The organism is Curtobacterium sp. MCPF17_018 (genome assembly GCF_003234135.1).
GTDB classification, from domain to species: domain Bacteria; phylum Actinomycetota; class Actinomycetes; order Actinomycetales; family Microbacteriaceae; genus Curtobacterium; species Curtobacterium flaccumfaciens.
This window is the reverse complement of sequence record NZ_QKSJ01000004.1, coordinates 138,246-155,818: the sequence shown is the minus strand read 5'-3', so window position 1 is coordinate 155,818 and position 17,573 is coordinate 138,246. Positions and strand designations below refer to the sequence as shown.

18 protein-coding genes are annotated in these 17,573 nt (G+C 71.0%); 6 read left to right on the top strand and 12 right to left on the bottom strand.

Going from position 1 to position 17,573, the window contains the following annotated elements; translation table 11 throughout:
- Nucleotides 1-26: 26 nt before the first annotated feature.
- The 4 genes from DEJ27_RS06735 to DEJ27_RS06720 all read right to left on the bottom strand — a co-directional run bounded on the left by DEJ27_RS06735 (nt 27) and on the right by DEJ27_RS06720 (nt 4,231).
- Entirely contained in the window at nt 27-1,703 is a 1,677-nt protein-coding gene (locus tag DEJ27_RS06735) for a ribonuclease J (protein ID WP_111090540.1), read from the bottom strand.
- Between the two features lie 49 nt (nt 1,704-1,752).
- Nucleotides 1,753-2,730: a 4-hydroxy-tetrahydrodipicolinate synthase gene (gene dapA, locus DEJ27_RS06730; RefSeq protein WP_110859371.1), complete on the bottom strand. Its 978-nt coding sequence runs from the start codon at nt 2,728-2,730 to the stop codon at nt 1,753-1,755.
- A gap of 182 nt (nt 2,731-2,912) precedes the next feature.
- A complete protein-coding gene (locus tag DEJ27_RS06725; RefSeq protein WP_110859273.1) occupies nt 2,913-3,401 on the bottom strand; it encodes a dihydrofolate reductase in 489 nt (162 codons plus the stop codon).
- The gene (locus DEJ27_RS06720; protein ID WP_110859272.1) at nt 3,401-4,231 is read right to left on the bottom strand and encodes a thymidylate synthase; all 831 of its coding nucleotides are present in this window, start codon (nt 4,229-4,231) and stop codon (nt 3,401-3,403) included. The genes DEJ27_RS06725 and DEJ27_RS06720 overlap by 1 nt, the downstream gene beginning before the upstream one ends.
- 38 nt (nt 4,232-4,269) lie before the next feature.
- Between DEJ27_RS06720 and DEJ27_RS06715 the strand changes: the two genes are divergently transcribed.
- Nucleotides 4,270-5,184 (top strand): TIGR01777 family oxidoreductase, encoded by a 915-nt coding sequence (locus DEJ27_RS06715; protein WP_110859271.1) that lies wholly within the window; start codon nt 4,270-4,272, stop codon nt 5,182-5,184.
- A 19-nt stretch (nt 5,185-5,203) separates the two neighbouring features.
- On the opposite strand, the gene DEJ27_RS06710 is transcribed toward DEJ27_RS06715, so the two are convergent.
- Together DEJ27_RS06710 and DEJ27_RS06705 are read right to left on the bottom strand one after the other, a co-directional pair.
- Complete coding sequence (locus DEJ27_RS06710) at nt 5,204-5,668, bottom strand: tetratricopeptide repeat protein (protein ID WP_110859270.1); 465 nt, start codon at nt 5,666-5,668, stop codon at nt 5,204-5,206.
- Nucleotides 5,669-5,683: 15 nt separating this feature from the next.
- A complete protein-coding gene (locus DEJ27_RS06705) occupies nt 5,684-6,430 on the bottom strand; it encodes a 4-hydroxy-tetrahydrodipicolinate reductase (RefSeq protein ID WP_258369817.1) in 747 nt (248 codons plus the stop codon).
- Nucleotides 6,431-6,453: 23 nt separating this feature from the next.
- Here DEJ27_RS06705 and DEJ27_RS06700 point away from each other — a divergent pair, with 23 nt between their 5' ends.
- Nucleotides 6,454-6,975, top strand: coding sequence for a GNAT family N-acetyltransferase (locus tag DEJ27_RS06700; RefSeq protein ID WP_110859268.1), 522 nt, complete (start codon nt 6,454-6,456; stop codon nt 6,973-6,975).
- 49 nt (nt 6,976-7,024) lie between these two features.
- On the opposite strand, the gene DEJ27_RS06695 is transcribed toward DEJ27_RS06700, so the two are convergent.
- Nucleotides 7,025-7,627 carry a histidine phosphatase family protein gene (locus DEJ27_RS06695; RefSeq protein WP_027464756.1) on the bottom strand — a complete coding sequence of 201 codons (603 nt, stop codon included), beginning with the start codon at nt 7,625-7,627 and terminating at the stop codon, nt 7,025-7,027.
- Between the two features lie 9 nt (nt 7,628-7,636).
- Nucleotides 7,637-8,971, bottom strand: coding sequence for a pitrilysin family protein (locus DEJ27_RS06690; protein WP_110859267.1), 1,335 nt, complete (start codon nt 8,969-8,971; stop codon nt 7,637-7,639).
- A 251-nt stretch (nt 8,972-9,222) separates the two neighbouring features.
- On the opposite strand from DEJ27_RS06690, the gene DEJ27_RS06685 reads away from it, so the two are divergent.
- Together DEJ27_RS06685 and DEJ27_RS06680 are read left to right on the top strand one after the other, a co-directional pair.
- Nucleotides 9,223-9,870: a TetR/AcrR family transcriptional regulator gene (locus DEJ27_RS06685; protein ID WP_110859266.1), complete on the top strand. Its 648-nt coding sequence runs from the start codon at nt 9,223-9,225 to the stop codon at nt 9,868-9,870.
- A 170-nt stretch (nt 9,871-10,040) separates the two neighbouring features.
- On the top strand, nt 10,041-10,568 hold the full coding sequence (locus tag DEJ27_RS06680; RefSeq protein WP_110859265.1) for a YbhB/YbcL family Raf kinase inhibitor-like protein: 528 nt from the start codon (nt 10,041-10,043) through the stop codon (nt 10,566-10,568).
- Between the two features lie 201 nt (nt 10,569-10,769).
- Here the strand turns inward: DEJ27_RS06680 and DEJ27_RS06675 are convergent, their stop codons facing one another.
- On the bottom strand, nt 10,770-13,049 hold the full coding sequence (locus DEJ27_RS06675) for a polyribonucleotide nucleotidyltransferase (protein ID WP_110859264.1): 2,280 nt from the start codon (nt 13,047-13,049) through the stop codon (nt 10,770-10,772).
- Nucleotides 13,050-13,330: 281 nt separating this feature from the next.
- Between DEJ27_RS06675 and DEJ27_RS06670 the strand changes: the two genes are divergently transcribed.
- Nucleotides 13,331-14,536: a hypothetical protein gene (locus tag DEJ27_RS06670; protein WP_110859263.1), complete on the top strand. Its 1,206-nt coding sequence runs from the start codon at nt 13,331-13,333 to the stop codon at nt 14,534-14,536.
- 20 nt (nt 14,537-14,556) lie between these two features.
- Here DEJ27_RS06670 and DEJ27_RS06665 read toward each other — a convergent pair whose 3' ends face one another.
- The 3 genes from DEJ27_RS06665 to DEJ27_RS06655 all read right to left on the bottom strand — a co-directional run bounded on the left by DEJ27_RS06665 (nt 14,557) and on the right by DEJ27_RS06655 (nt 16,305).
- The gene (locus tag DEJ27_RS06665) at nt 14,557-15,174 is read right to left on the bottom strand and encodes a CE1759 family FMN reductase (RefSeq protein WP_110859262.1); all 618 of its coding nucleotides are present in this window, start codon (nt 15,172-15,174) and stop codon (nt 14,557-14,559) included.
- 311 nt (nt 15,175-15,485) lie between these two features.
- Nucleotides 15,486-15,755, bottom strand: a complete 270-nt coding sequence (gene rpsO, locus DEJ27_RS06660) for a 30S ribosomal protein S15 (RefSeq protein WP_017885935.1) — start codon at nt 15,753-15,755, stop codon at nt 15,486-15,488.
- A 100-nt stretch (nt 15,756-15,855) separates the two neighbouring features.
- Nucleotides 15,856-16,305, bottom strand: a complete 450-nt coding sequence (locus DEJ27_RS06655) for a VanZ family protein (protein ID WP_110859261.1) — start codon at nt 16,303-16,305, stop codon at nt 15,856-15,858.
- A 182-nt stretch (nt 16,306-16,487) separates the two neighbouring features.
- Between DEJ27_RS06655 and DEJ27_RS06650 the strand changes: the two genes are divergently transcribed.
- A complete protein-coding gene (locus DEJ27_RS06650; protein ID WP_181420005.1) occupies nt 16,488-17,564 on the top strand; it encodes a glycoside hydrolase family 6 protein in 1,077 nt (358 codons plus the stop codon).
- The last annotated feature ends 9 nt before the right edge of the window (nt 17,565-17,573 follow it).

Below are 17,573 nucleotides of genomic sequence, written 5' to 3'. Positions count from 1 at the left end.
ACGGGCCTCCAGGGTGGGAACGGGCGCTACGCCTCGATGACCACCGGGACGATCATCGGACGACGACGGTGCTTCGTGTTCACCCAGCGACCGACCGTGCGACGGACGACCTGCGCGAAGGCGTGCGAGTCGCGCGTGCCGTTGGCGGCAGCCTCGGAGATCGCCTTGGCGATCTGCGGGCGGACGTCGTCGAACACGGAGTCGTCCTCGGCGAAGCCACGCGACTGGATCTCCGGGCCGATCACGCACTGCCCGGTGGTGAAGTCCACCGCGGCGAAGATCGAGATGAAACCCTCTTCCGCCAGGACGCGGCGGTCCTTCAGGTCGGCGTCGGTGATCTCGCCGACGGTGGAGCCGTCCACGTAGACGTAGCCGATGTCGAGCTGGCCGGCGACCGTCGCGACGCCGTCCTTCAGGTCGACGACGATGCCGTCCTGCCCGAGGATCACGTTGCGCGGCGGGACACCCGTCTGGATCGCCAGGTCGGCGTTCGCGTACAGGTGGCGGTGCTCGCCGTGGACGGGGAGCACGTTGCGCGGCCGCAGGATGTTGTAGCAGTAGAGCAGTTCGCCGGCGGAGGCGTGTCCGGAGACGTGCACCTTCGCGTTGCCCTTGTGCACGACCTTCGCACCGAGCTTGGTCAGCCCGTCGATGACGCGGTACACGGCGTTCTCGTTGCCCGGGATGAGCGACGACGCGAGGATGATGGTGTCGCCCTCGCCGATCTCGATCTGGTGCTCGAGGTTCGCCATGCGGGCCAGGACGGCCATCGGCTCGCCCTGCGACCCGGTCGACATGTAGACGATCTGGTCGTCCGGGACGTTCTTCGCCTTCTTCGTGTCGATGAGCACGTTCTCCGGCACCCGCAGGTACCCGAGGTCGGCGGCGATCGTCATGTTGCGGATCATCGAGCGCCCCATGAACGCGACCTTGCGGTTCGCGGCTGCGGCGGCGTCGAGGACCTGCTGCACGCGGTGCACGTGCGACGAGAAGCTCGCCACGACGACCTTCTTGCGGGCGCGCATGATGATGTTCTCGAGCACCGGGCCGATGTCGCGCTCCGGAGCGGTGAAGCCCGGCACGTCGGCGTTCGTGGAGTCCGGCAGGAACAGGTCCACGCCGGCCTCGCCCAGACGGGCGAACGCACGGAGGTCGGTGATGCGGTCGTCCAGCGGGAGCTGGTCCATCTTGAAGTCACCCGTGTGCAGCACACGACCGGCGGGGGTCGTGATCGCGACGGCGAGGGCGTCCGGGATGGAGTGGTTCACGGCGACGAACTCGAGGTGGAACGGGCCGATCTGCTCGGTCTGGTCCTCGGCCACGACGAGCGTGTACGGCTTGATCCGGTGTTCCTTGAGCTTCGCCTCGACCAGCGCGAGGGTCAGCGTGGAGCCGATCAGCGGGATGTCGTCGCGGAGCTTGAGCAGGTACGGGACGGCGCCGATGTGGTCTTCGTGGCCGTGCGTGAGCACGACGCCGAGGACGTCGTCGAGGCGGTCACGGATCGGCGAGAAGTCCGGCAGGATCAGGTCGACACCGGGCTGGTGTTCCTCGGGGAACAGCACGCCGGCGTCGACGATGAGCAGCTTGCCCTCGTACTCGTAGACGGTCATGTTGCGACCGATCTCGCCGAGGCCCCCGATGGGGACGACGCGGAGGGTGCCGGCTTCGAGCGGCTGCGGTTCGGAGATCTGTGTGGGCATTCGGTCCTACGGATTCGGGCGACGCGCGTGCTGCGCGCCGCGGTGTTCGCTAGCGGGTGGTGCCTGGCACCTTCGGTAGTGCACCGCCGGCCGCCGCGTTGCGGTCGGGGCGGAAGTTCGAGAAGTCGGCGCCGGGCACGTCGCGCACGGCTTCGAGGGAGGTCTCGATGGCGTACGCCTCGGAGTCCTCGGGGCCGACGAGCGGCAGTCGGACGCGCGGGCTGCCGATGCGGCCGAGCCCGTGCAGGATGTACTTCGCGGCCACGGTACCGGGAACGTGCGTCATCACGGCGCGGACGAGCGGCTCGAGTCGCCTGTGCTCGGCCGTCGCGGTGGCCAGGTCGCCCCGGTTCACGGCGTCGACGATGGTGCGGTACGGCGCCGACGTGATGTTCGCGGTCACGCCGATCAGGCCGGTGGCGCCGATCGACAGGTGCGGGAGCACGTTCGTGTCGTCGCCGGAGAAGTACATGAGGTCGGTGTTGTTCAGCACCCGCGAGACCTCGGCGAAGTCGCCCTTGGCGTCCTTCACGGCGAGGATGTTCGGGTGCTTCGACGCGCGCAGGATCGTGTCGTACGTGATCGGGATGCCGGTGCGGCCCGGGATGTCGTACAGGATCACCGGCAGGTCGGTCGCGTCCGCGATCATCCGGAAGTGGGTGAGGACACCGGACTGCGTCGGCTTGTTGTAGTACGGCGTGACGATCATCACGCCGTCCGCGCCGGCCTTCTCGCTCTGCTTGTACAGGTGGATCGCGTGCGCGGTCTCGTTCGAGCCACCGCCCGTGATGATCTTCGCGCGACCGGCGGCGACGGACTTGCCGACCTCGACCAGACGGAGCTTCTCCGGGTCGGTCAGCGTCGACGTCTCGCCGGTCGTGCCGGTGACGACGATGCCGTCGGCGCCGGCGGTGATGCAGTCGTCGATGTGCTGCTCGACGCCGGGCCAGTCGACCTCGCCGTCGGCCGTGAACGGGGTCACGAGGGCGACGAGGACCTGACCGAAGGGATTCTCACGCGGGGACACGGGCACCAGCGTACCGGGGATGCGCGCGAGGACCGCCGTCCGTGTGGACGGTGGACCGCCCGCGGCGCGACCGGGAGGCCCGGATCACGTCCGTCCCGCCGGTCACGCCCGGTGGGAACCAGGTTCCGGACACCGCACCACGGGACAGCGCGGTGCTGTGTCCGGAACCTGGTTCCGAGTGGTCACGCGCTGCGGTGCCACTCGAGGAACCGGTAGCGGGTGCCGCCGTTCCGGGACTCCTGCCAGGGACCCTCGTCGGCGAGCGTCCAACCGGTCGCCTCGCCGAGCGTGGGTGCGACGGTGTCGCCGGGGACGTCGACGTCGATCAGGGTCTCGGAGACGTGGTCGGCCGCGTCGAGTGCGGCGTCGTACACCTGGCCGCCGCCGATGACCCAGACGGTCTCGTCGGTGTCGAGCGCGGCCTGCAGGTCGTGCACGACCTCGGCGCCGTCGGCCGTCCACGTCGTGTCACGGGTGAGCACGACGTTGCGACGACCGGGCAGCGGCCGGAAGCGCTGGGGCAGGGATTCCCAGGTGCGTCGGCCCATCAGCACGGTCGCGTCGCCGGTGACCTGCTTGAAGTGCGCCAGGTCCTCGGGCACGTGCCAGGGCATGCCGCCGTCGGCACCGATGACACCGGTGGTCGAACGGGCCCAGACCATGCCGATCATCAGACGGCGACCGCTGCCTTGATCGCCGGGTGGTGCTCGTAGCCCACGATGGTGAAGTCCTCGTACTCGTAGTCGTCGATCGAGTCGCGCGGTGCGAGTTCGAGCGTCGGCATCGGGTACGCCGTGCGGGACAGCTGCTCCTCGACCTGTTCGACGTGGTTGTCGTAGATGTGGCAGTCGCCGCCGGTCCAGACGAAGTCGCCGACCTCGAGCCCGGTCTGCGCCGCGATCATGTGGGTCAGCAGCGCGTACGAGGCGATGTTGAACGGGACGCCGAGGAACATGTCGGCGCTCCGCTGGTAGAGCTGGCACGAGAGCTTGCCGTCGTTGACGTAGAACTGGAAGAACGCGTGGCACGGGGCGAGCGCCATGTCCGGCACGTCGGCGACGTTCCACGCCGAGACGATGAGCCGACGGCTGTCCGGGTTGGTCGTGATCTGCTCGATGACCTGGGCGATCTGGTCGACGTGCTCACCCGAGGGGGTGGGCCACGAGCGCCACTGCACGCCGTACACCGGGCCGAGGTCGCCGTCGGCGTCCGCCCACTCGTTCCAGATCCGGACACCGTGCTCCTGCAGCCAGGTCGCGTTGCCCTCGCCGCGCAGGAACCAGAGGAGCTCGTACGCGACCGACTTGAAGTGCACGCGCTTCGTGCTGACGAGGGGGAACCCCTTCGACAGGTCGTAGCGGAGCTGCGCGCCGAACAGGCTGCGGGTGCCGGTGCCGGTGCGGTCACCCTTCGGCGATCCCTCGGTCAGGACCCGGCGGAGCAGGTCTTCGTAGGGGGTCGGGACGGAGGCGTCGGGCTGTACGGTCTCGCTGTCGGTCACACACAGAAGCCTACGTCGGTGTGAGTAGCGTTGCGGGCATGCCCGACACGACGGAACAACCGCTCTCGATCCTGGTGGCCGGCTCGTCCGGGTTCATCGGAACGCCCCTCGTCCGCGCCCTGCGCGAGGCGGGGCACCACGTCACCACGCTCGTCCGCCGCGAAGCGCGCACCGCCACCGAGTTCCGCTGGGCGCCGGGGCGGCGTCCGCTCGACCCGGCGATCCTCGACGGCGCCGACGCGGTGATCAACCTGGCCGGCGCGAACATCGGCAAGCTGCCGTGGACGGACGCCTACCGCAAGGAGATCCGCAGCTCGCGCATCGACGCCACCGACACCCTGGTCGAGGCGATGCGGCACGCCGCCACTCCCCCGGCGCTGTTCCTGTCGGGCTCGGCCTCGGGCGTGTACGGCGACCGCCCGGCCGACGTGCTGCAGGACGACGCCGCCCCGGGCACGGGCTTCCTCGCCGACGTCTGCACCGCGTGGGAAGCAGCCGCGAACGCCGCTCCCGCCGGGGTCCGCGTCGTCACGCTCCGCACGGGCATCGTCATCGGCGAGGGCGGTGGTGCACTCGCGCCGCTCGTGCCGCTGACCAAGCTCGGCGTCGGCAGCCGGCTGGGCACCGGTGGCCAGCACTGGCCCTGGATCGCGCTCAAGGACGAGGTGGGCGCGATCGTGCACCTGGCGACCGCGGCCCCGGACGTCTCCGGCCCGGTGAACCTGGCGGGTCCTGAGCCCGTCGTCGCCGACCGCATCACGAAGCACGTCGCCGAGGTCCTGCACCGCCCGTACCTCTTCCGGATCCCCGAGTTCGCCCTGCGCCTGGCACTGCGGGACGCCGCCGACGACATGCTCCTGTCGAGCCAGCGGATGGTCCCCACGAAGCTGCTCGAGTCCGGCTACACGTTCCGGTACACGCAGGCTGCGGACGCGATCGACGCCGTCTTCTGACCCGACGCCGGGCGGTCGGTCAGCGGTCGGCGGCGCGCGCCAGGGCGGTGCGCATCGCCGATCGCGCACGCTTGCGGTCACCGGCGGCGTCGTAGACCACGCCGAGCCGGTACCAGGCACGCCAGTCGGCCGGGTCCTGCTCGACCGCGTCGCGGTACCGCGGGAACAGCTCGTCGGCGGCGTCGCGGATCGGTCGGCCTGACGGCCGAACCGGGACGACGTCGTCCGGGGTGCCGCCCTCGGCCTCGAGCCGTCCGCCGAGCCGGGTGATGCGGATGCCGAAACGGAACTCGAGCACGAGCAGGAGCGCCCCGATCGCGGCCACGACGAACAGCGCGACGCCGATGCCGATGCCGATCGGGATCCCGGTCGCGATGAAGGCGACGGCGCGCTGCCCGACCAGCACGATGTACAGGGCGAGCAGCACCGCCATCAGCGCCGCTCCCCAGAACGGCGAGCGGATCGTGCGTCCGGCCCGCTCCATCCGACCCATGATGCCTCAGCCGATGCCGAGGACGCTGCCGAGGCCCACGGTGAGGCCCCGCGCCGCGACGACGTTCGCCAGCGCCGCACGGATGCCCGCGACGTAGGCGACGTCGTCGTTGGTGTCGTGCCGGATCGTCAGCGTCTCGCCGGGGCCGCTCAGCACGACGTCCTGCACGGCCTTCACCCCGGGGAGCCGGAGCGAGTGGACGGGCACGCTGGCGACCTGCTGGCCGCGGGCGCGCTGGTCGACGTGCGGGGCGTCCACGGGACCGACCTCGCGCCGCGCGTCGGCCATCAGCTCGGCGGTGCGCACCGCGGTGCCCGAGGGCGAGTCGATCTTGCCGGCGTGGTGGGTCTCGACGATCTCGGCGGCGGGGAACCACGGGGCCGCGATCGTCGCCAGGTGCGTGCCGAGCACGGAGCCGATCGAGAAGTTCGGGACCACGAGCACCCCCTGGTCCGGGCGTTCCTGCAGCCCGGTGCGGAGCTTCGCGAGCCGGTCGAGCGACCAGCCGGAGGTGCCGACGAGCACGTTCGCGCCGCTCGAGAGCGCGTTCTCCACGATCGCCGGGCTGAGCGACGGCACCGTCACGTCGACCACGAGGGCCGCGCCGCCGAAGACCGACGGCGGCGCCTCGTGCGCGCCGTCCTTCGACGACAGGCGGGCGACGAGCTCGAACTCCGGGAGTTCCTCGACGACGGACGCCACGAGGCCCCCGAGACGACCGGTGGCGCCGACGACGGCGACGGGAGTGACCATGCGGTCCATCCTAGGATCGACGCATGTCAGTCGAGGTCAGGACCGTGCCGGCCGATCTGCCCGAGGTCGACGCGCTGCTCGATGCGTACCTGGACGAACGGGAGGCGACGTTCCCGAGCGCGCAGGGCACGTACTCGCGGAAGCGCACCCCCGCGGCCGAGTTCACGCCGCCGAACGGGGTGTTCGCGGTGGCGTACGACGACGGCGTCGCGGTCGGATGCGGCGGCCTCCGTCGGATCGCGGACGGGGTCGACGCGACCGGTGCCGTCGACGTCCGGTTCGAGGTCAAGCACGTCTTCGTGGTGCCGGCCGGGCGCGGCACGGGCGTGGCGACGGCCGTGATGGACCTGCTCGAGCGGGCCGGGGCCGACCTCGGTGCGACGAGCATCGTCCTCGACACGAACGACTCGCTCGTGGCGGCCGGCGCGATGTACCGCGGTCGCGGGTACCAGCGGGTCGAGCCGTTCAACGACAACCCGAACGCCACCGCTTGGTACCGCAGGGCGGTGGACCGCACGGAGACGGGCCGCGAGCCGATCGCCTGAGCCGCCACGGGCCTCCCGGCCGCGTCGCCGCGTACCGGACGGGCAGCCGCTAGACGGGCTGGTCGACCGGCAGACCGGTGCGCAGCTCCACGGGCAGGTGGGCCAGGTCGTTCAGCGTGACGACCTCGGCGGGCTTCGCCGACCGGATCCGGATGATCGTGAGCGCGGTGTGGGCGACGTTCGTGCCCATCCAGCGCCACTCCGGGGCCTGGAACGCCTCGCGCACGAACCAGCCGATCACGGCGTTGTGGGTGATCAGCAGGTCGTGCCGGTCCTCGCGCGCCGGGGTGAACCACTCCGACACGGCGTCGCCCATCTGGGCCTGCCCGGCGACGATCTCCTCTTCGGTGATGCCGCCGTACCAGCCCTGGTAGGCGTGCGGCATGTCCGGGGTCGGGCCGGAGGGGATGCAGTCGAACAGCAGCGTCGAGGGCTCGGGCTGGATCGACGGCAGGCGCTGCGACAGGAACGCGGCGGTCTCGCTCGGGGCCTCGAGCGGCGAGTGGTACACGCCGTCGAAGGGCACACCGCCGAGACGGTCAGCGATCAGGGTCGCCTGACGCTTGCCGCGTTCGGAGAGCTTGCCGTCCCGCAGGCCGTGTTCGGCGTCCTGGTGTTCGCCGTGTCGGACGAGGTACAGGTAGTGCGACATGTCCGTTGCTCAGCTGCCGATCCCGATGGCCGCGGCGAGTTCGTCCTGCTGCACGGCACCGACGACCGACGTGATCGTCGGCCGGGTGAGCAGGTCGCGCGCGAGTTCGAGCACGCCGTCGGTCGTGACGCGGTCGACACGCTCGAGCGCCGTCGACAGGTCGGTGTACTCGCCGGTGCCGAGCTCGGAGCGGCCGAGGCGGGTCATGCGGGCGTCGGAGTCCTCGAGCGAGAGCGTCAGCGCGCCCTCGATCTGGCCCTTGGCACGTCGGAGCTCGTCGTCGGTGATGCCGTGGTCGACCATCCGGCGGAACTCGGCGTCGACGATGTCGATGACACCGGCCACGTTGTCCGGCGCGCAGCCCGCGTAGACACCGAAGGCGCCGTTGTCCAGGTAGGCCGGGGCGAACGACGACACCGCGTAGGCCAGACCGCGGCGCTCGCGCACTTCCTGGAACAGGCGCGAGCTCATGCCCCCACCGAGCACGGCGTTCAGGACGCTGAGGGAGGGACGGCGGTCGTCGCGCAGGTCGAGGCCCTGCGAGCCGCGGAGCATGCTCACCTGTTCGGTGGGGCGGTGCACCACGGACAGCTTCGCCTCGACCGGGTCGGCCACGGTCTCGGGCGTCCGGCGCGGCAGCGGCTCGGCGTCGGGGGCGTCGTGGAAGACGCCGGCGACGAGTTCGCAGAACCGGTCGTGGTCGACGGCACCGGCGGCGGTCACGACGATGCCGTTCGGTGCGTAGTGCTCGCGGTAGTGGGCCAGCACGTCGTCGCGCTGGACCGCCCGGATGCTGTCCGGGGTCCCCCCGATCGGACGGCCGAGGGGGTGTCCGCCGAAGGCCGCGGCGAAGAAGGCCTCGCCCGCGACGTCGGCCGGGTCGTCGGCGGCCATCGCGAGTTCCTCGAGGATGACCCCACGCTCGACGGCGAAGGCGTCCGGTTCGAGCACCGAACCGGTGACCATGTCACCGATGACGTTCACGGCCATCGGGACGTCGGTGTCCCGGACCCGTGCGTAGTAGCAGGTGTACTCCTTGGCGGTCGCGGCGTTGTGCTCACCGCCGACCGAGTCGAACGCGATGGCGATGTCGAGCGCCGATCGGGTCTCGGTGCCCTTGAAGAGCAGGTGTTCGAGGAAGTGGGTCGACCCGAACTGCCCGTCGCGCTCGTCACGCGAACCGACGCCGACCCAGAACCCGATGCTCGTCGACGCGGCACCCGGCACCGCCTCGGTCAGCACACGGACACCCGAGGGCAGCACGGTGCGACGGACGAAGGCCCCGCCGGACGTCAGGAACGACGTGTCCGGGGCCCCGAGCGGCAGTGGCACTGGCTGGTTCATCGCAGACGAGCCTACTGATCCGTCGATGCCTCCCGCCCAGTTTCCCGGTCTCGGTCGCGTGCCACTCGAAGTGGGGTACAGAAAGTGTGGACAGACCGACTCGTCTGTCTGTCCTCCTTGTGCTACTGTTGGCCACGCCGGATCGAAAGCCCCCCTAAGTTCCGATCCGGCGGCTCGGGACATCAGTCCTGCGCGACCACCGAGTCCCCCCACTCCGGTCGCGGAGCCGATGAGTCCGAGGAGTACACGCTGTGACGGTCGATTCCCCCCAACCGGCCGTCCAGCGTCTCCCCGGCCCGAGCACGAACCTCGCGTCGCCGGACGGGTCGAGCGTCCCCCCGACTCCCCGCTCCGGCGGCGCGAAGGTCCGTGTCCTCGAGACCGCCACGCGACTCTTCTACGAAGAGGGCATCCACAGCGTCGGCGTCGACCGCCTCATCTCCGAGGCGAGCGTCACGAAGGCGACGTTCTACAAGCACTACGGGTCGAAGGACAACCTGATCCTCGCCTACATCCGCACCCAGCACGAGCGCGTGCAGGAGCGGATGGAGCAGCTGATCGCCGACGCCGGCTCCCCCGACCGGGCCGTCCGTGCGTGGGTCGCCGCACTGGCCGACGACGTCAACGACCCGGCGTTCCGCGGCTGTGCGTTCCTGCACGCCGCCGCCGAGTACCACGACCCGCGCGACCCCGTCCGCCAGGTCGTCGCCGTGCACCGCGACTGGTACACCGAGCGACTCGCGACCCTGCTGCAGGAGGCCGGACACCCCCTGCCCGGCGACGGTGCCGACGAGCTCATGCTCGCGCGTGACGGTGCGATGGCCGGGGCGTACGCCGGTGACGCGATCGCCGCCACCGCTGCGCTCAACCGAGTGGTCGACCGGGTGCTCGCGGGCTGACGCCCGGCTGTCGCCAGATCTGTCGCTCTGGCGGGGCTGTCGAGGCGACCGCGGGCGGACGGGAGGCCCGTGGCGGGCCCGCACCGTGCCTCCAGGCCGTCGCGTGCGAACTCCCACAGCCCAGCGCGCGCACCGAGCGCAGCCCGAGCCGGCGGGTGTTGGCTTGGGTCATGGCCAACGACCCCAACTGGAACCTGCCCGACGTCCCGTCCTTCACCCTCACGAGCCCCGACTTCACCGACGGAGGCGAGCTGCCCACCTCGGCACGCGGCTCCGACGTCGGCGGTGAGGACCGTTCCCCCGCACTCGAGTGGTCGGACGCGCCCGAGGGCACGAAGAGCTTCGTCCTGACCGTCTACGACCCCGATGCCCCGACCGGCTCGGGCTTCTGGCACTGGAGCCTGAGCGACATCCCGGGCTCGGCGACCTCGCTCCCCGCAGGCGCCGGCACCGACGACGCCCTGCTGCCCGCCGAGGCACTCCGCCGCCGCAACGAGTTCGGCACGGACACGTTCCTCGGGGCAGCACCGCCCGCGGGCCACGGTGTGCACCGCTACTTCTTCACGCTGAGCGCCCTCGACGTCCCCGTGCTCGAGGTCCCCGCCGACGCAACCCCCGCGGTCGTGGGCTTCATGCTCCGCGGGCACCTGCTCGGGCGCGCGCAGCTCATGGGCACGCAGGAGACCCCCGCGGCCTGACCGGCACGCGGCACCGCGCCGCGATCTTTCGCGGCCAACGACAGTTCACGCGGCGCCGTGCCCGTGAGGTGTCGTTGGCCGCGAAAGCACGCACGCGGCCAACGCACGCACGCGGCCAAGGCACGCACGCCCCCGCAACGGCGAACGGCCGCCGCCCCGGAAGGGACGGCGGCCGTTCGTGCGTCAGGACGCGAAAGCGGATCAGCCCTCGGCCGGGTCCTCGGCGTGGGCGCGGACCGTCTCGGCCGAGGTGGAGTCACCCTCGGTCTCGTCGGCCACGACCGGCGCGAGCGACAGCTTGCCGCGGTCGTCCACCTTGGTGACCTCGACCAGGACCTTCTGGCCGACGCCGAGCACGTCCTCGACGTTCTCCACACGCTTGCCACCGGCGAGCTTGCGCACCTCGGAGACGTGGAGCAGACCGTCACGGCCCGGGAGCAGCGACACGAAGGCGCCGAAGGTGGCGATCTTCACGACGGTGCCGAGGAACTGGTCCCCGATCTCCGGGTTGGTCGGGTTGGCGATCGCGTTGACCTGGGCACGAGCAGCCTCGGCCGACGGACCGTCGACGGCGCCGATGTAGACGGTGCCGTTGTCCTCGATCGAGATGTCGGCACCGGTGGTGTCCTGGATGCCGTTGATCGTCTTGCCCTTCGGGCCGATCAGCTCGCCGATCTTGTCGACGGGGATCTGCACCGAGATGACGCGAGGAGCGGTGTCCGCCATCTCGTCGGGGGCGTCGATGGCCTCGTTCAGCACACCGAGGATGGCCGAGCGGGCCTCCTTGGCCTGCTTGAGCGCCGCGTCGAGCACCGTCGACGGGATGCCGTCGAGCTTGGTGTCGAGCTGGATCGCGGTGACGAACTCCGAGGTACCGGCGACCTTGAAGTCCATGTCGCCGAGGGCGTCTTCCGCGCCGAGGATGTCGGTCAGGGCCGCGTAGCGGGTCTGACCGTCGACGGTGTCGGAGACCAGGCCCATCGCGATGCCGGCGACCGGGGCCTTGAGGGGCACACCGGCGTTGAGCAGCGACAGGGTCGAGGCGCAGACGGAACCCATCGAGGTCGAGCCGTTGGAGCTGAGCGCCTCGGAGACCTGACGGATGGCGTAGGGGAACTCGTCGCGCGAGGGCAGCACCGGCACGAGGGCGCGCTCGGCGAGGAAGCCGTGCCCGATCTCGCGACGCTTCGGCGAACCGACACGGCCGGTCTCACCGGTCGAGTAGGGCGGGAAGTTGTAGTGGTGCAGGTAGCGCTTCTTCGTGACGGGCGACAGCGAGTCGATCTGCTGCTCCATCTTGAGCATGTTCAGCGTGGTGACGCCGAGGATCTGCGTCTCGCCACGCTGGAAGATCGCCGAACCGTGGACGCGCGGGATCACGGCGACCTCGGCGTCGAGCGGACGGATGTCGGCGAGGCCGCGACCGTCCATGCGGACCTGCTCGGTCAGGATGCGGCCGCGGACGACCTTCTTCGTGACCGACTTGTACGCGGCGCTGACCTGGCCGTTGGCCTCGGTCGGCAGCTCGCCGGCCTCGACCTTGGCGGCGATGGCCTCCTTGACGCGCGACTTGAGCGCGTCGTCGGCGTCCTGACGCTCGGTCTTGGCGGCGATCTTGTAGACGTCACCGAGCTCGGAGAGCGCGAGGGCCTCGACGGCCGAGTAGACCTCGGGCGCGTAGGGCGGGAAGACCGGGTAGTCCTGGATCTCCTTGGCCGACTGCGCGGCGAGCTTGGCCTGGGCGTCGACGAGGGACTTGAGGAACGGCTTCGCCGCCTCGAGGCCCTGGGCGACGATGGCCTCGTCGGGCTTGGTGGCGCCGCCCTGGATGAGGTCCCAGGCGTGCTCGGTGGCTTCGGCCTCGACCATCATGATCGCGACGTCCTCGTTGCCGGCCTCGTCCGTGACGACACGACCGGCGACGGTCAGGTCGAACACGGCGTCGGCGAGCTGCGAGGCCTTCGGGAACGCGACCCACTGGTCACCGATGAGCGCGAGGCGCACACCGGCGATCGGGCCGGAGAACGGCAGACCGGAGATCTGCGTCGACGCGGACGCGGCGTTGATCGCCAGCGCGTCGTAGAACTCGTCCGGAGCGATGCTCAGGACGGTGATGACGATCTGCACCTCGTTGCGCAGGCCGTCGACGAACGACGGACGCAGCGGCCGGTCGATGAGACGGCACACGAGGATGGCCTCGGTCGACGGACGGCCTTCACGGCGGAAGAACGAACCGGGGATCTTGCCGGCGGCGTAGGAGCGCTCCTCGACGTCGACGGTCAGCGGGAAGAAGTCGAAGCCCTCACGCGGGTGCTTGCCGGCGCTGGTGGCCGAGAGGAGCATCGTTTCCTCGTCCAGGTACGCGGCGACCGCGCCCTGGGCCTGCTGTGCGAGCCGACCGGTCTCGAACCGGACGGTGCGCTTGCCGTACTTGCCGTTGTCGATGACGGCTTCGGCGAACTTGATCTCGGGACCCTCCAAAAGGGCGCCTCCTTGATGTGTTTCCGGCAGGCCATGGCGACGGCACTCGATGGTGCGTGCGCGCCGATCGTTCCGGACGCATGTCTGGCCAGCAGTAGAAGCACTCGGGAAACCGTTCCGGCCCGCGAGCCACCACCGATGACCAGCTCCGTGCCCGGCCTGCGCAGTGTTGTGTGTGACGTCCGGGGAATGAGTCCTCGGACACGATGGACTTTACCAGTCCTCAGGCTGTGGGCGGCGCGGCTCGCTGGACTGCTGGTGAACATCGGTAGCCTGCCGCCATGCGTCTCACCCCCTCACGGGGCGTGCTCGTCGCGGCCGCCGTGGTCGTCGGCGCGCTCGTCGCCCCGGCCCTGACCGCTGCCCCCGCGAACGCCACCGAGTACCCCACGTGGCAGGACGTCCAGCGCGCCAAGGGCAACGAGACCGCGAAGCGCGCCGAGGTGCAGAAGGTGCAGGCTGCACTGCAGTCGGCGCAGGACGAAGCAGCCGCGAAGTCCCAGGCCGCCCTGGTGGCCTCGTCGAAGGCGGACGCGGCCGAGGCGGAGTCGGCGGCGGCCGCCCAGGCCGCCACGAGCCTCCAGGCCCAGGCGCAGCACGCGAGCGAGACGGCGGACCGTGCCCAGCAGCGGGCCGGCCAACTGGCCGCGAACCTGTACCGCGACGGCAGCACGAACCAGATGACCACCCGCATCGCGACCGCGGAGAACCCCGACCAGCTGCTCTACCAGCTCGGCGCGCTCGACCAGCTGTCGGAGACCTGGTCCGGCGTCATGGACGAGGCGTCCGTCGCGGCCGGCACGGCGTCGTCGCTGCACGAGCAGGCCGAGCGGGCCGAGACGGAACGCGCGACGCGCGCACAGGCGGCCGAGGAACGCTCGGCCGCGGCGAAGGCGGCGGAACAGGCGGCGGACGCCGCCGTCGAGTCGACGGAGCAGCACAGCGACGAGCTGTACGCGCAGCTCGCGTCGCTCAAGGACAGCACCGCGAAGCAGGAGGCCGGGTACGAGCTCGGCCAGCGGGTCGCCGCGCAGAAGGCGGAGCAGCAGCGCAAGCGGGCCGCAGCGGCGGCGGCCGAGGCTGCGGCGAACACTGCCGCGGCGAACGCCGGCAGCGGCGGCGCGACGAGCGGCGGCACCGGCTCGTCCTACCCGAGCACCGGGGGCGTCGCCGTGGACCCCACGGCCGCACAGGCCTACGCACGGAGCGCGCTCGGGTCGTACGGGTGGGGCTCCGACCAGTTCTCGTGCCTGGTGTCGCTCTGGACGCAGGAGTCCGGGTGGCGGGCGAACGCCCTGAACGCCTCGAGCGGCGCCTACGGGATCCCGCAGTCGCTGCCGGCCGAGAAGATGGCGGTCGCCGGAGCCGACTGGCGCACCAACGCGAACACGCAGATCGACTGGGGGCTCGCGTACATCAAGAGCGCCTACGGCTCACCCTGCGGCGCGTGGGGCCACGAGATGAGCGTCAACCCGCACTGGTACTGAGCCGGCGGCGGGACCGACGGTCAGTGGCCGAGACCGCCGAGCAGGCTCGCGAAGTCCGGGGTCGCGGGGAGCGCGTCGGCTTCCTGCGGGGCCCGCCTGGAGGCCCGGATCGCCCAGGCCAGATCGGCTCCGGCCCGGCGGATGCGACCGTCCAGGGCGGCCGCGTCACCGTCGGTCCCCCAGTCGTCGGTCGCGGCGAAGACCCCGGTGGGGGCGATCGCCGCGCGCAGGTACGCGAAGACCGGCCGGAGGGCGTGGTCGATCGCGAGGGAGTGGCGCGAGGTCCCGCCGGTGGCACCGAGCAGGACGGGCATGTCGGCCATCGAGTCCTTGTCGAGCACGTCCAGGAACGACTTCGCCAGTCCGCTGACGCCCGCGGTGAAGATCGGCGTGACGAACACGACGGCGTCGGCCTCGACCACGGCGGCCATCGCTGCGGAGAGCGCCGGGGCCGCGAAGCCGGTGAGCATCGCGTCGGTGATCTCGTGCGCGAGCGGCCGGAGCTCGACGTGCACGACGTGTGCCGGGGTGCCCTCGGCGACGAGCGATGCGACGGCGGCCTCCCCGAGACGGTCGGCGAGCAGGCGGGTGGAGCTGGGCTCGGAGAGTCCGGCGGAGACGACGGCGATGGTGGTCATGATGCTTCCCGACTTTCGATGCGTTTGCATGAACATAGCATCCAACCGGGTCGTCGTCGCAACCATTCCCGCGCCGAGCGGCGTGCCGATCGGTCACGACTCCCCGCGTGCTGACTGCGGAGCGGTCGCGAAGTGTCGCGTGAGACCGCGGTAATCGACGAATCGTGACCGCCGCACGAGCGCGGGCGACGTGTCGTGACCGACCGAGGACGGAGCAGGGCCGCCACCGAGCGTCGAACACCCCGGGAACGAAGAACGCCCCGGTCCTCACGAAGAGGTCCGGGGCGTTCGGTCAAGCGTGTGTCGGTCGACTAGCGACGCAGGCCGAGGCGCTCGATGAGCGTGCGGTAGCGGGCGATGTCGACGTCGGAGAGGTAACCGAGGAGACGGCGACGCTGACCGACCATGAGGAGCAGGCCACGACGCGAGTGGTGGTCGTGCTTGTGCTCCTTGAGGTGCTCGTTCAGGTCGTTGATGCGACGCGTCAGAACTGCGACCTGGACCTCGGGGGATCCGGTGTCGCCCGGGTGGGTCGCGTACTCTTCGATGATCTCCTGCTTGACCTGTGCGTCAAGTGCCATGGTGATCCCCTTCCTGTCCGTTGCGCGGTGCCCGTGCCTGATGCACGAGCGCTCTTTGTCCGCGGCCGTTCGACGGCAACCGCACAAGACTACCAGAGTCCTAGGCGGTCCTGGGGCGCAGACGGCGTCGTCGGCGACGCTCCGGCAGCAGACTGCGGACGAGTCCGACCAGCGTCGCGCCGAGCAGTCCGCCGAGGCCGTTCGACAGCACGTCGCGCGGGTCCGCGACGCGGTACGGCAGGTAGGTGGCCTGCGCGAACTCGATGCCCGTGGACAGCGCGACCGCGACGAGCGCGCCGAGGATCCACCAGCGCCGGGGCAGCCACAGCGCCGCGAGCACCCCCACCGGCACGAACATCGCGATGTTGGCGAGGAACTCGGTGCGCTCGTACGTGAACCACGCACCGTGCGGCAGCTGCTGCACCCAGGCGATCGCATGCAGCACGAGCGAGTTCTGGGCCGAGGTGAAGACCTGCGGGGTCAGCGTCATCCGCCAGATCACCCAGGCGTAGCCCGCGGTCAGGGCGAGGAGGAGGAGTCGACGGAACATCCGGACAGTGTGCTGCACGGTCCTGGCCGGTCGCTGGAGCGCTCCTGTCAGCGGGCGGTACGACTCCTGGGGGATCGCGCATCGGCGCTGGTCAGGACTCCCCCGCACCTGTCAGCATGGGTCGGGGCGCGATCGGTGCCCACACCACCGACACCGCACGGGCAGATCAGGAGCACCGCAGCATGCCGGAGCACGAGGCACCCGACACCCCACGCCGCAACCGCACCGGCGGCCTGCGGCAGTGGGGGTGGATCACCGTCGCCGCCGTCGTCGTCGCCGCGGTCGTCACGACGCTCGTGGTCGTCGGCCCGTGGAACGGCGGCCAGCCGGACGGCGACGCCACCCCGAGCGGGCGCACCGTCGCCGAGCGGAAGACCGCGGCCGAGGCGTTCCCGGGCGGGCTCGCGCGCCAGCCGACCGCCGTGAACCAGGCCGGCATCCGCGAGCGACAGGCACGGGCCGAGGGCGACGCCGCGACCGCCGAGCAGATCGCCGTGATCGCCGACCAGCCGATCGCGACCTGGCTGACGAACACCTCGCGGGCCGAGACCCGCTCGACGATCCGGTCGGTGGTCAGCACGGCGGAGGAACGTGGCGGCACCCCCGTGTTCGTCCTCTACAACATCCCGGACCGCGACTGCGGCAGCTACTCCAAGGGCGGCACCGAGGACGACGCCTACCTGCCGTGGGTCCGGTCCGCCGTCCGGGCGATGGCCGGCTCGCACGCCGTCGTGCTCGTCGAACCCGACTCGATCGCCCAGATCCAGAACTGCGAGCGACTGCGCGACGCACGCCTGCCCCTGCTGCGGAAGGCCGTCGACGCGCTGACCGGCCACGGGCTCACCGTGTACCTGGACGGCGGCAACGAGAACCGTGTGCCCAGCGCCACCATGGCGGACTGGCTGCGGCAGGCCGGCGTCGACGAGGTGCAGGGCTTCTTCACGAACGTGTCGAACTTCTACCGCGTCGACCAGGAGCGCGCGTACGCGGACGAGCTCGCCGACGCGATCGGTGGCGACCCGCACTTCGTCGTCGACGTCTCCCGCAACGGGCAGGGGTGGCGGGGAACCTGGTGCAACCCCGAGGGCGCCGGCCTCGGCCAGGAGCCGCACGTCACCGGCGGCAGCACCCGGCTCGACGCCCTGCTCTGGGTGAAGACGCCGGGGCTCAGCGACGGCACCTGCAACGGCGGCCCCGCTGCCGGCCAGTGGTGGGAGTCGTACGCGCTGGCCCTGGTCGAGCACCGCAAGCGCGACTGACCACGTCAC

Bases quoted from the DNA above. Each gene is read 5' to 3' on its own strand.
- DEJ27_RS06735 (WP_111090540.1), bottom strand. From the start codon at position 1,703: ATGCCCACACAGATCTCCGAACCGCAGCCGCTCGAAGCCGGCACCCTC.
- DEJ27_RS06725 (WP_110859273.1), bottom strand. From the start codon at position 3,401: ATGATCGGCATGGTCTGGGCCCGTTCGACCACCGGTGTCATCGGTGCC.
- DEJ27_RS06715 (WP_110859271.1), top strand. From the start codon at position 4,270: ATGCCCGACACGACGGAACAACCGCTCTCGATCCTGGTGGCCGGCTCG.
- DEJ27_RS06710 (WP_110859270.1), bottom strand. From the start codon at position 5,668: ATGGAGCGGGCCGGACGCACGATCCGCTCGCCGTTCTGGGGAGCGGCG.
- DEJ27_RS06705 (WP_258369817.1), bottom strand. From the start codon at position 6,430: ATGGTCACTCCCGTCGCCGTCGTCGGCGCCACCGGTCGTCTCGGGGGC.
- DEJ27_RS06700 (WP_110859268.1), top strand. From the start codon at position 6,454: ATGTCAGTCGAGGTCAGGACCGTGCCGGCCGATCTGCCCGAGGTCGAC.
- DEJ27_RS06695 (WP_027464756.1), bottom strand. From the start codon at position 7,627: ATGTCGCACTACCTGTACCTCGTCCGACACGGCGAACACCAGGACGCC.
- DEJ27_RS06690 (WP_110859267.1), bottom strand. From the start codon at position 8,971: ATGAACCAGCCAGTGCCACTGCCGCTCGGGGCCCCGGACACGTCGTTC.
- DEJ27_RS06680 (WP_110859265.1), top strand. From the start codon at position 10,041: ATGGCCAACGACCCCAACTGGAACCTGCCCGACGTCCCGTCCTTCACC.
- DEJ27_RS06670 (WP_110859263.1), top strand. From the start codon at position 13,331: ATGCGTCTCACCCCCTCACGGGGCGTGCTCGTCGCGGCCGCCGTGGTC.
- DEJ27_RS06665 (WP_110859262.1), bottom strand. From the start codon at position 15,174: ATGACCACCATCGCCGTCGTCTCCGCCGGACTCTCCGAGCCCAGCTCC.
- rpsO (WP_017885935.1), bottom strand. From the start codon at position 15,755: ATGGCACTTGACGCACAGGTCAAGCAGGAGATCATCGAAGAGTACGCG.
- DEJ27_RS06655 (WP_110859261.1), bottom strand. From the start codon at position 16,305: ATGTTCCGTCGACTCCTCCTCCTCGCCCTGACCGCGGGCTACGCCTGG.
- DEJ27_RS06650 (WP_181420005.1), top strand. From the start codon at position 16,488: ATGCCGGAGCACGAGGCACCCGACACCCCACGCCGCAACCGCACCGGC.